We start from the raw sequence: 11,725 nt of genomic DNA on the forward strand, positions 1-11,725 counted from the left end.
CTGACCTATTGGAGACCTGGCTGCGCCACTACCGCGAGATTCCCGCGCCTCAAACGCCGGCGGGGCTGGATTCGGTGCCGGCAGGTCAGTGGGTACTGCGGCGGGCCGTGAATTCTGTGTCTCTGATGACGCGTTGGGCGTTGCCCCAGGTCAGGAGGGACAGTTCGGGTTCTGTCCAGCCGCGTTCCAGGAGTTCCGCGATCAGGCGGGGGTAGCCCGAGGGGTCGGTCAGGCCCGTCGGGTGGAGGGCCGCGCGCTCGGTGCCGAAGGCCGCGCCGAGGCCCACGCACTCCGGGCCCGCGACGGCCCGTACATGGTCCAGGTGGTCCGCCACCGCGTGCAGGGAGTCCCCGGTGCGCGCGGTGTCGAAGGTGACCATCGCCAGGCCGTTCGCCTCGCGCAGCGCGGTCAGGACCTCGTCGTCGGCGTTGTCCGGGTGCGGGGTGAGGGCCGCCGCGCCGGTGTTCGAGATGATCACCGGGGCTTTGGAGGCGGCCGCGATCCGGCGGGCCACCGCCGACGGGCAGCCCGTGAGGTCCAGCAGGACCGCCAGCCGGTTCGCCTCGCGCACCACCTCGTGGCCGAAGGCCGTCAGACCCTCCCGCGCCCAGGGCGCCCCCGCGGGCGCGAGGCTCCGTACGCCCAGTGCGTGGAAGGCGCGCAGCGCGCCCAGGGAGTCCGTCAGGGTGCGGCCGGGCACCGGGCCGAGGAAGGAGGCGATCCGGCCGCGGTTGCGGGCGTCGGCCAGGTCGTCGGCGCTCAGGGCCAGGCGCAGGCTGTCGGGGTAGCGGCGCAGCAGGGCCAGCGCGGCGTCGATCTGCTCCAGGGTGTCCGCGACGACCTGGTCGGTGGCGCCCGCGCCGGACGGGCCGTCCGGGGGCACGAGCAGGGACCAGAACTGCGCGCCCACTCCCCCGGCGCGCAGCCGGGGGATGTCGGTGTCGACGCCCGCGTCGGAGGTCTCGATGTCGAGGTACGGGCTCTGGCGCAGGGTCCAGACGAGGGTGTTGCAGCCGTCCACCACGGGGTGCACGGCGAGCAGCGCGGCGGCCCGGTCGAGGGTGCTCGCCGCCGCGGGGGCGGGGAGGTCGTCGGCCCCGATGCCCACGGCGTGCGGGTCGTCCTGCAGGTCGGCCATGGCGTGCGCTCCGGTCATCGGGGGCAGCGGGGAGGTCGCTGCCACCGTGACACGCGGGGCGGTCGGGACGCCCGGCGGATGCGGCATTCGGGTGGCGGGACCCGTGCCGTGAGCCGCCGGGCGGGCCGGGGTCAGAGGCAGGCGTTGGACGGCGGGCGGGTGGCGGTGAGCTCGCGGGAGACGGCCTCCGCGTCCCGCAGCGCGCGCACCGCGTTGGACCAGGTCAGCTTGGCCAGGTCGGCCCGGGACCAGCCGCGCGTCAGGAGCTCCGCGACCAGGTTCGGGTAGCCCGCGACGTCGTCCAGCCCGGCGGGGGTGAAGGCGGTGCCGTCGTAGTCCCCGCCGATGCCGATGTGGTCGACGCCGGCGACCTCGCGCATGTGGTCGAGGTGGTCGGCGACGGTGGCGGCCGTGGCCACGGGCCGGGGGCGGGCCGCCTCGAAGGCGCGGTGCAGGGCCATCGCCTCGGGGGTGGTGTCCAGGTGGTGCAGGCCGTGCGCGCGCAGGTTCTCGTCGGCGGCGAGGGTCCACTCCACCGCCTCCGGCAGGATGAACTTCGGGACGAAGGTGGCCATGGCCACGCCCCCGTTGGCCGGGAGCATCGCCAGCACGTCGTCGGGGATGTTGCGCGGGTGGTCGCAGACGGCGCGGGCCGAGGAGTGGGAGAAGACCACGGGCGCCGCCGACACCTCCAGCGCGTCCCGCATGGTGGTCGCGGCGACGTGCGAGAGGTCCACGAGCATGCCGGTGCGGTTCATCTCGCGCACGACCTCGCGGCCGAAGTCGCTCAGACCGCCGTGCCGGGGCTCGTCGGTCGCGGAGTCCGCCCAGTCGATGGTGTCGTTGTGGGTGAGCGTCATGTAGCGCACGCCCAGCCGGTGCAGGGCGCGCAGGGTGGCGAGGGAGTTGTTGATGGAGTGGCCGCCCTCGGCGCCCATCAGGGAGGCGATCCGGCCCTCGGCGCGGGCCGCCTCCATGTCGTCGGCCGTCAGCGCCCGGACGAGGTCGCCGGGGTAGCGGTCGATCAGCTGCGCGACGGCGTCGATCTGCTCCAGGGTGGCGCTGACCGCCTGGTCCCCCGCGTAGTCGGAGCGGACGTACACCGACCAGAACTGCGCGCCGACACCCCCGGCGCGCAGCCGGGGGATGTCGGTGTGCAGGTGTGCCGACTGGTCGTCGGCGAGGTCCCGCTGTGCCAGGTCGTAGCGGACCTGTTGGCGCAGCGCCCAGGGCAGGTCGTTGTGGCCGTCCACGACGGGGTGTTCGGCCAGCAGTTCACGCGCCTCGTCCAGACGCCGCGCCGCGCTCACTTGCCGAATCCGAAGGACTCCGCGTTCGCGACCTTGGTGCGCAGGCGCTTGCCCTTCTCGGTGGCCTGGTCGTTCAGCTCCTGCTGGAAGTCGCGCATCCGGGCCAGCAGCTCGGTGTCGTGCGCGGCGAGCATCCGTACCGCCAGCAGGCCCGCGTTGCGTGCCCCGGCGACCGAGACGGTGGCGACGGGCACGCCCGCCGGCATCTGCACGATCGACATCAGCGAGTCCATGCCGTCGAGGTACTTGAGCGGCACCGGCACGCCGATGACGGGCAGCGGGGTGACGGAGGCGAGCATGCCGGGCAGGTGGGCCGCGCCGCCCGCGCCGGCGATGATCGCCTTGAGGCCCCGGCCGGCCGCCTGCTCGCCGTACTCGATCATCTCGCGCGGCATGCGGTGCGCGGAGACGACGTCGACCTCGTAGGGGATCTCGAACTCGTCGAGGGCCTTGGCTGCCGCCTCCATGACGGGCCAGTCCGAGTCGGAGCCCATCACGATTCCGACGACGGGGCCTGCGGCGGTGGTGCTCATTCGGTGACCGTTCCTCTGAGGTAGTCGGCAGCGTGGCGTGCGCGCTCCAGCACATCGTCCAGGTCGTCGCCGTAGGTGTTGACGTGGCCGACCTTGCGACCGTGTTTCACGTCCTTGCCGTACATGTGGATCTTGAGCTGGGGGTCGTGCGCCATGCAGTGCAGGTACCCCGCGTACATGTCGGGGTAGTCCCCGCCCAGGACGTTCGCCATGACCGTCCAGGGGGCGCGGGCGCGCGGGTCGCCCAGGGGGAGGTCGAGGACCGCCCGGACGTGGTTGGCGAACTGCGAGGTCACGGCCCCGTCCTGGGTCCAGTGGCCGCTGTTGTGCGGGCGCATGGCCAGTTCGTTGACGAGGATGCGGCCGTCGGTGGTCTCGAAGAGCTCCACGGCCAGGTGGCCGGTCACGCCCAGCTCCTTGGCGATGCGCAGGGCCAGGCCCTGGGCCTCGCCCGCCAGCTCCTCGGAGAGGTTCGGGGCGGGGGCGATCACCGTGTCGCAGACGCCGTCCACCTGGACGGACTCCACGACCGGGTAGGCGACGGCCTGCCCGTGCGGGGAGCGGACGATGTTCGCCGCGAGCTCGCGGACGTAGTCCACCTTCTCCTCGGCGAGCACGGGTACGCCCGCCTGGAAGGGCGCCGCCGCGTCCTGCGGGGTGCGGACGAACCACACCCCCTTGCCGTCGTAGCCGCCGCGCACGGTCTTGAGGATGACGGGGAAGCCGCCCACCTCCTGCGCGAAGGCGGCCACGTCGTCCGGATCGCTCACGATCCGGTGGCGGGGGCTGGGCGCGCCGATCGCGTCGAGCCGGGCGCGCATCACCCCCTTGTCCTGGGCATGGACCAAAGCGTCGGGCCCCGGGCGGACGGGGATGCCGTCCGCTTCCAGGGCCCGCAGGTGCTCCGTGGGTACATGCTCGTGGTCGAAGGTGATCACGTCACAGCCGCGCGCGAAGGCGCGCAGCGTCTCCAGGTCGCGATAGTCGCCGATGACGACGTCGCTCACGACCTGGGCCGCCGAGTCCTGTGGAGTGTCACTCAGGATCTTGAATCTGATGCCGAGGGGGATACCCGCCTCGTGGGTCATGCGGGCGAGCTGACCGCCGCCGACCATGCCGACTACCGGGAACGTCACCTCTCCAGGGTATCCGCCGGTATTCGGCCATCGGGACCCGCCTGCGCGCGGCACTGGCCCGATCCCCTCCGTGTGCCGTGCGTCGCAGGGTGCGGGAAGGCACAGACGGAGCACAGGGGGGAGACTTAGCATGGTCGGGTTGACCGGGAAATCCGTACGCCCCGTAAGCGGGCGGTGACCGACAGGACTGACCTGCTGATGAGAGTGCCGGGCGGAACCGTCCTCGAACGCGTACGCGGCCTCGTACGGGAGGTCGCCAAGTTCGGCGCGGTCGGCGGCCTGGGCGTCCTCGTCAACCTGGGTGTCTTCAACCTCATCCGCCACACGACGGACCTGCAGGTGGTCCGGGCGAGCGTGATAGCCACGGCGGTGGCCATCGCCACCAACTACCTGGGCTTCCGCTATTTCGCCTACCGGGACCGCGCCCGGAGCGGCCGAACCCGCGAGATGGTCCTCTTCGCCGCGTTCAGCGGGATCGGCCTGGTCGTCGAGAACGGCGTGCTCTACACGGCCACGTACGGCTTCGGCTGGGACGGGCCCGTCGCGAGCAATGTGTTCAAGTTCATCGGCATCGCGACCGCGACCGTCTTCCGTTTCTGGTCCTACCGGACCTGGGTGTTCAAGGCCCTGCCGCCGGTGGCTCCGGCCGCTTCGGCGCCGGATCCGGCCGCGCCGGCACCCCGGCCGGGGCGCAGGGCGGAGCCGGTGGCCGAGCCGGGGCGCAGGGCCGAGCCGGAGCCCGAGCCGCTGCCGGAGCCGGCGCCCGCGAACAACTAGCGCCCCGGTCCCGGACAGGGACGGACTAGCGGACGGTCGCCGGCGGATCGGGCCGTTCCGGGGCCGTCCGGCTGAGGAAGAGCGCGAAGACCGCCGGATGCGCCTGGAGCAGTTCCAGCCGGCCCCCGTCCGCCTCCGCGAGGTCCCGGGCGACGGCGAGGCCGATGCCGGTGGAGTTGCGGCCGCTGATGGCCCGCTCGAAGATCCGGTTCCCGAGGTCCGGCGGGACCCCGGGCCCCTCGTCCGTGACCTCCAGCACCGCCTGGTTGCCGACGACCCGGGTCCGCAGGGCCACCGTGCCGCCGCCGTGCATGAGGGCGTTCTCCACCAGCGTGGCCAGGACCTGGGAGACCGCGCCGGGGGTGCCCACGGCCCGTACGCCCTGCCTTCCGGAGCGCACGATGGCCCGGCCGGCGCTGCGGTAGGCCGGCCGCCACTCCTCCACCTGCTGTTTGACGACCTCGTCCAGGTCGAAGGGGACCGCCGAGCCGGTCCGGGGGTCCCGCGAGTTCGTCAGGAGCCGCTGCACCACGTCCGTGAGCCGTTCCACCTGGGTGAGGGCGATCGTCGCCTCCTCCCGGACGGTGTCCAGGTCCTCGGTGACGGTGATCTCCTCCAGCCGCATCGACAGCGCGGTGAGCGGGGTGCGCAGCTGGTGGGAGGCGTCGGCGGCGAGTCTGCGCTCGGCGGTGAGCATCCGGCCGATCCGCTCGGCGCTGGAGTCCAGTACGTCCGCGACCCGGTCCAGCTCGGGGACCCCGTACCGCTTGTGGCGCGGCCGGGGGTCGCCCGAGCCCAGCCGTTCCGCCGTCTCGGCGAGGTCGGTGAGCGGGGAGGCCAGCCGGTTGGCCTGCCGGACGGCGAGGAGTACGGCGGCCACGACGGCCAGCAGTGCCACCGCGCCGACCACCGCGAGGGTCCGTACGACCTCCCGGGTGACGGTGGAGCGGGACTCCTCCACCACGACGGTCTCGCCCTGCTCGCCTCGGGCGGTGCCGCGCACCACGCTGTCGGGGATCGGCTCGCCCACCTCGACGGCGGGCTGGCCGGGCACGGTGATCCGGGCGTAGTGGCCGGCGTCCAGCTGCTCGGAGAGCGCCGCCGGGTCGGTCGGCTTCCGCTCCAGGACGTTCGCCTCGACGATGCCGGCCAGCCGCAGCGCCTCGGCCTCGACGCGGTCCTGGGCGCTGCTGGTGATGGTGCGGGTCTCCACGATGACGAGGGAGACCCCGAAGACGGCGATGACGACGAGCACCACGGCGAGCGTGGACTGGATCAGACGGCGGCGCATGGCCTAGGGGCTCAGCTCTTCTCGAAGCGGAAACCGACGCCGCGCACGGTGGCGATGTAGCGGGGGTTGGCGGCGTCGTCGCCCAGCTTCTTGCGCAGCCAGGAGATGTGCATGTCGAGGGTCTTGGTGGAGGACCACCAGGTGGTGTCCCAGACCTCGCGCATCAGCTGGTCGCGGGTGACGACCCGGCCGGCGTCGCGCACGAGCACGCGCAGCAGGTCGAACTCCTTGGCGGTGAGCTGGAGCTCCTCCTCGCCCATCCAGGCGCGGTGCGACTCGACGTCGATCCGCACGCCGTGGGTGGCGGGCGGCTGGACGGCCTCGGCGGCGCCGCGCCGGAGCAGGGCCCGGACCCGGGCGAGCAGTTCGGCGAGCCGGAAGGGCTTGGTCACGTAGTCGTCGGCGCCGGCGTCCAGGCCCACCACGGTGTCGACCTCGTCGGCGCGCGCGGTGAGCACGAGGATGGGGAATCCGTGCCCCTCAGCGCGCAGCCGGCGGGCGACTTCCAGCCCGTCCATGCCCGGCAGGCCCAGGTCCAGGACGACGAGGTCGACGCCGCCCTGCAGTCCCGCGTCCAGGGCGGTTGGGCCGTCCTCCCGGACCTCGACCTCGTACCCCTCCCGGCGCAGGGCGCGGGCCAGGGGTTCCGAGATGGATGCGTCGTCCTCGGCGAGCAGTACACGCGTCATGTGGGTGATGGTAGTGCGCGGTGACCGGATCGAGAGGCCCGCCGGCGGACCCCTTCCGATCTGGGTTTATGAACTACTAAGCGCCTTCGAATATGGCCGATCGGTTCCCGACTCGCCTTGTGATCCATCTCTCAAGTCCTTTCATATGGCGCAGTGTCGTGTCGTATGGTGGCGAGACGCCTGATGCAATACCTGAGGGACCTTTGTGCCGAAAACCAGTGCCTAGGTCTCTATTTCTGTCCTGAACCGGACGGGCAGCCTTGTCCGAGGCCCCCGTCGGGCCGCGAGGACAGCGAATGACGGCGGTACCCAGAGGCGTGGGGCGGGAGTCCGCCCACCGGTGCCGGCCACCCCCCACCGGGCGCGGATGAGCTCACGAAGCCGAAGCGTCCCGAGCAAGCAAGGATCGACCATGGCTTCCAGCCTGACGACGGCTTCCCCGAGCCCCGCTCACGAGAAGACCGTCCTCGGCCACCCGATCGGCCTGGCCACGCTGTTCATGACCGAGATGTGGGAGCGCTTCTCCTACTACGGCATGCGTGCGCTTCTCGTCCTGTATTTGGTCTCCGGCGGCGTGGACGCCGCGACGGGCAGCCAGGGCGGGGGGCTCGGTTTCACGGCCGCCACGGCCACGGCGATCTACTCCGTCTACGTGGCCATGGTCTACCTCATGGCCATGCCCGGCGGCTGGTTCGGTGACCGCGTCTGGGGCGCCCGCAAGACGGTCGCCATCGCCAGCTTCGTGATCATGGCGGGCCACGTGGCGCTCGCCGTCCCCGGCCAGCTGGCGTTCTTCGTCGGCCTGCTGCTGGTCGCGCTCGGCTCCGGTCTGCTCAAGGCCAACATCTCCACGATGGTCGGCCACCTGTACAAGGACGCGGACGACCCGCGCCGGGACAGCGGCTTCACGATCTTCTACATCGGTATCAACGTCGGCGCGCTGCTCGCCCCGATCGGTATCGGCATGGTCGGCGAGCTCGTGAACTGGCACCTGGGCTTCGCGCTCGCCGCCGTCGGCATGGGCATCGGCCTGACGATCTTCCTGCTGGCCGGCCGCACGCTGAGCCCGAAGAGCAGCCTCGTCCCGAACCCGCTGAGCCCGGCCGAGCGCAAGGCCGTGATCACCAAGGCCCTCGCGGTCCTGGGTGTCGTCGCCGTCTTCTACGGCGCCGTGGTCGCCGCGGACATGTTCACCATCAAGTGGGCCCTGTACCCGATCACGATCGCCGGTCTGATCATCCCGGTCGCGGTCCTCACCCGTATCAAGCGCGACAAGGACCTGTCCTCCGTCGAGCAGACCCGGATGAGCGCCTACATCTGGTTCTTCGTGGCCGCCGCCGTCTTCTGGATGATCTACGACCAGGGCGGTTCGACCCTCTCCCTCTTCGGTGACAAGAACTCCGAGCGCGCGCTGCTCGGCTGGGAGGTCCCGACCACGGTCTTCCAGTCGCTGAACCCGCTGTTCGTGGTGGCCCTGGCCCCGATCTTCGCCGCCATGTGGGTGGCGCTGGCCCGCCGCAACCGCGAGCCCAGCACCATCGTGAAGTTCTCGGTGGCCCTGGTCATCGTCGGTGCCTCGTTCTTCGTCTTCGCCATCCCGCTGAGCCAGACCGCCGGCAACGACACCAAGGTCACCATGTGGTGGCTGGTGCTCATCTTCCTGATGCACACCATCGCCGAGCTGTGCCTCTCCCCGGTCGGCCTGTCGGTCACCACGAAGATGGCGCCGCAGAAGTACGCCTCCCAGATGATGGGTGTCTGGTTCCTGGCCGTCACCGCCGGTGACTGCATCACCGGTCTGCTCGGTCTGGCCGAGGTCCAGCTCAACGGCGTCGGCGTGATCCTCTTCCAGGCGTTCGCCGCCGTGGCCGCGGGTGTCGCGATCTTCATGTACCGCAAGAAGGTCAACGCGCTCATGGGCGATGTGAACTGACCCGTCCCGCCTTTCGCAGGGCGGACGGACGGAAGGCCCGGCACACCGTGAAGGTGTGCCGGGCCTTCCGCGTGTCAGCGGGTGCCGCCGCCGCGCAGGCGGCGCCACGGGGTGAAGGTGAAGACGGCGCCGCCGAGCAGGATCACCGTGCCGGCGACGAGGGCCAGGGCCTGGAGGCCGCCCTCGTCCTCGGCCCCGGTCTCGGCGAGGCCGCCCGAGCTGCCGGTGGCGGAGCCGCCGGAGCTGCCGGTACCGCCGGAGGAGGAGCCGGAGCCGCCCGGCTGGGCGGCGGTGTCCAGCTCCAGGGAGACGCCGCTGCTGGTCGCCTTGCAGGGGACGTTGATGGGGGTGGAGCCGGGGGCCATCGTGACGTCGATGGTCAGCCGGTCCGGGCTGAGGGTGACCTTGCCGGACTTGCCGGGCTTGTAGGTGCCGGTCATATCGCTGAGGCTGACGGGCGCCTTGTCCGGGATGGGCTCGGCGTTGGCGGGGCCGGAGACCTTGACGGTGCCGCTGTCGGCGCCGCCGAGCTTCACGTCCATCGAGGGCTTGAGGGCTCCGGCGGGCAGGGCCATGGGCGCGGCCATCGCGCCCTTGGCGGTCTTGACGGTGAGGTCGTAGCTGCCGCCGTTCTTCTTGGCGTTGATGGTGACCGGGGTCTTGATGCCGCCGGGGACGACCGGGCCGCAGTCGAAGGCCACTTCTACGGCTTTGCCGGGGAAGTCGGTCTGGCCGCCGGAGCCGCCGGTGGTGCCGCCTGAGGTGGTGCCGCCGGTGGTCGTTCCGCCTGAGGTGGTGCCGCCGGTGGTGGATCCGCCGGTGGTGGTGCCGCCCGTGGTGGTGCCGCCCGTGGTGGTGCCGCCCGTGGTGGTGCCGCCTGAGGTGGTTCCGCCCGTCGTCGTACCGCCGGTGGTCGTACCGCCTGTGGTCGTGCCGCCGTTGGTCGTGCCGCCCGTCGTCGTGCCGCCGCTCGTGCCGGCCGAGACGTCGATGGTGGCGCCGCCCGTGACCTCGCCCACCGGGGCGCACTTGGTGACGAAGGTGCCGAAGGAGAAGGTCACCGCCACGTCGTACTTGCCGGGGGTCAGGGTGATCTTGCCGGCCTTGGTGAGCTTGAGCTTGCCGCTCATCGTCGACAGCTGCATCGGCGCCTTCTTGGGGATCGGCGGGTTCTTCTTCTCCCCCACGACCTTCAGCTCGCCGCCCCCGCCGCCCACGGTGATCCACCCGGTCGGCTGGACGGAGTCCTTCGGGATGTCCATCAGGTCCGTGTTGTTCGAGGCGGGCTTGACCGTCTCCCAGGACACCTCGACCTCGTCCCCGACCTTGGCCGTGGCCGGGGCCGTGACCTTGGCGGTGGTCTCGCCCTCCACGGGCGAGCCGCCGCCGGCCGGCGGCACGCATTTCACCTTGAACGTGGTCTCGGCGGCCTGAGCGGGAGAAGCCGTGATGGCGAGGCCCGCGCCGCCGAGCAGCAGCGCGGCCACGGCCGCGCCCACCCTCCGTCGGTTCTTCACAATGGTCCCTTCGTCGTCGATCGGTTCTCAGACGGTGCGGACGTCTGCGGTGCTGCCTTGGTCTGCGGAGCTGTCGTCTGCGGTGCTGCCTCCGGCGCGCTGACCGGGGTGAACCACGGCAGGACCGCCGTGGCCGTCTCAGGGGGCTCGGGCTCGCCCGGTGCGGGGAGCCGGGCCGTCTCCGCCGTCTCCGCCGCCGCCCCCGCGCGCGGCCGGACCCGGTCCACGACCGCCATGCCGATACGGAACAGCGCGGCCGGGATCACGATCAGGAGCAGGCCCCGGAAGAGCAGGACCCCGTACGGGCGGTCCACGCCCCACGGCTGGGCGGCCAGCACCGTCTCGCCGTACTTGAGGGAGACCGTGTAGTCGCCGTGGGCCCCGGCGGCGAGGGCCACGGGGAGGGCGATCTCCGCCTTGCCGCCGGGCGGTACGGTCCCCCGCCAGCGGGCCTCCTCCCACAGCGGGGCGAACACCCCGTGGGCGGTGCCGAGCTGGAAGACCGGGTCCTCGACCGGGGCGGAGCCGAGGTTGCCGACGGTGACCTTGAGCTTCCGGGCGGGCGGGGCGCCGAACCAGGTCAGGATCCCGTCCTCGCCCTCCAGCCGGACCCCGGTGAGCACCGCGAGGCGGCCCGTGCCGGAGGCGGCGGGCAGCTCGGCCACCGGGTGGTCGGTGATCTTCAACGGGAGCGCGACGGTGGAGCCGTCGCCGTTCACGGAGGTGACGTTGACGACGCACGGGCAGGGCTTCGGCGGTGCCGCCACGGCCAGCCGGGCGGTGAAGCGTCCGTCGTCGGCGACGGAGACGGCGGCGCCGTCGGCGTTCGCGCAGTCGTTGGTCCCCTCGGTCATGTTCTGCCCGCACACCAGCAGCATCACGAGCGTCCTGGGCCGCCAGCCGGTGCCGGTGGCAGTGACCTCGGCGCCCTTCGCGGCCTCCTGCAGGGACAGCGCGGCGGCGGCCTTCCCCTCGTCGGCGCCGGCGGTCGCCGCCGGGAGCAGGACGAGGGCGCAGGCCGCCAGCAGGGCCAGTACAGCCAGGAGAGCCCGGATGCTCGCTTTCACCTGAGGGCTCCCGTCAGCTCGTGTTCCGGTGCGGGGGCCGGTGTCTCGCGCGGCGCGGGCTCCCGCCGGGCGCGCCGGGACCGTACGAGGGCCAGCGCGGCCCCCGCCGCCCCGCCGAGGCCGAGCAGCCCGAGGCCGGTCCCCCCGGTGGCCCGGCCGGGCAGGCACCAGGCGGAGGCGGCGGCCGTGGCCGGGGCGGCGCCGGGGGCGGTGGCGGTGACCGTGACGCGGACCCGGTCCAGGGCGGGGGCGCCGGGCCAGGGCTCGGTCAGCTCGGCCCGGCGGCCGGGGAGCAGCGCGGCGGGCAGGGCGCGGGCGGGGCGGCCGGGGAGCG

10 protein-coding genes and 1 pseudogene are annotated in these 11,725 nt (G+C 72.5%); 2 read left to right on the forward strand and 9 right to left on the reverse strand.

Annotation, left to right across the window (positions count from 1 at the left end; genetic code table 11):
• Positions 1 to 85: 85 nt before the first annotated feature.
• From ABZ873_RS32555 to ABZ873_RS32570, 4 genes are all read right to left on the reverse strand, one after another.
• Positions 86 to 1,156: a membrane dipeptidase gene (locus ABZ873_RS32555; RefSeq protein WP_360879937.1), complete on the reverse strand. Its 1,071-nt coding sequence runs from the start codon at positions 1,154 to 1,156 to the stop codon at positions 86 to 88.
• 113 nt (positions 1,157 to 1,269) lie between these two features.
• Positions 1,270 to 2,448, reverse strand: a complete 1,179-nt coding sequence (locus ABZ873_RS32560; protein ID WP_360879940.1) for a dipeptidase — start codon at positions 2,446 to 2,448, stop codon at positions 1,270 to 1,272.
• Positions 2,445 to 2,981, reverse strand: coding sequence for a 5-(carboxyamino)imidazole ribonucleotide mutase (gene purE / locus ABZ873_RS32565; RefSeq protein ID WP_360879943.1), 537 nt, complete (start codon positions 2,979 to 2,981; stop codon positions 2,445 to 2,447). The genes ABZ873_RS32560 and purE overlap by 4 nt, the downstream gene beginning before the upstream one ends.
• Entirely contained in the window at positions 2,978 to 4,171 is a 1,194-nt protein-coding gene (locus ABZ873_RS32570) for a 5-(carboxyamino)imidazole ribonucleotide synthase (protein ID WP_360879946.1), read from the reverse strand. The genes purE and ABZ873_RS32570 overlap by 4 nt, the downstream gene beginning before the upstream one ends.
• Positions 4,172 to 4,315: 144 nt before the next feature.
• Here ABZ873_RS32570 and ABZ873_RS32575 point away from each other — a divergent pair, with 144 nt between their 5' ends.
• Positions 4,316 to 4,894: a GtrA family protein gene (locus ABZ873_RS32575; RefSeq protein ID WP_360879961.1), complete on the forward strand. Its 579-nt coding sequence runs from the start codon at positions 4,316 to 4,318 to the stop codon at positions 4,892 to 4,894.
• A gap of 25 nt (positions 4,895 to 4,919) precedes the next feature.
• On the opposite strand, the gene ABZ873_RS32580 is transcribed toward ABZ873_RS32575, so the two are convergent.
• Positions 4,920 to 6,185, reverse strand: a complete 1,266-nt coding sequence (locus ABZ873_RS32580) for an ATP-binding protein (protein WP_360879949.1) — start codon at positions 6,183 to 6,185, stop codon at positions 4,920 to 4,922.
• 11 nt (positions 6,186 to 6,196) lie between these two features.
• Positions 6,197 to 6,874: a response regulator transcription factor gene (locus ABZ873_RS32585; RefSeq protein ID WP_266595781.1), complete on the reverse strand. Its 678-nt coding sequence runs from the start codon at positions 6,872 to 6,874 to the stop codon at positions 6,197 to 6,199.
• Positions 6,875 to 7,286: 412 nt separating this feature from the next.
• On the opposite strand from ABZ873_RS32585, the gene ABZ873_RS32590 reads away from it, so the two are divergent.
• Positions 7,287 to 8,807 (forward strand): oligopeptide:H+ symporter, encoded by a 1,521-nt coding sequence (locus ABZ873_RS32590; protein ID WP_360879952.1) that lies wholly within the window; start codon positions 7,287 to 7,289, stop codon positions 8,805 to 8,807.
• Positions 8,808 to 8,881: 74 nt separating this feature from the next.
• Here the strand turns inward: ABZ873_RS32590 and ABZ873_RS32595 are convergent, their stop codons facing one another.
• The 3 genes and pseudogenes from ABZ873_RS32595 to ABZ873_RS32605 all read right to left on the reverse strand — a co-directional run.
• On the reverse strand, positions 8,882 to 10,324 hold the full coding sequence (locus ABZ873_RS32595; RefSeq protein ID WP_360879955.1) for a hypothetical protein: 1,443 nt from the start codon (positions 10,322 to 10,324) through the stop codon (positions 8,882 to 8,884).
• Positions 10,321 to 11,391 (reverse strand): hypothetical protein, encoded by a 1,071-nt coding sequence (locus ABZ873_RS32600; RefSeq protein WP_360879958.1) that lies wholly within the window; start codon positions 11,389 to 11,391, stop codon positions 10,321 to 10,323. Before ABZ873_RS32600 ends, ABZ873_RS32595 begins: the two co-directional genes overlap by 4 nt.
• A pseudogene (locus ABZ873_RS32605) lies at positions 11,388 to 11,725 on the reverse strand (hypothetical protein); the annotation flags it as partial. The gene ABZ873_RS32600 and the pseudogene ABZ873_RS32605, both read right to left, overlap by 4 nt.

Source organism: Streptomyces sp. NPDC047014 (assembly GCF_040644195.1).
Taxonomy (GTDB): Bacteria; Actinomycetota; Actinomycetes; order Streptomycetales; family Streptomycetaceae; genus Streptomyces.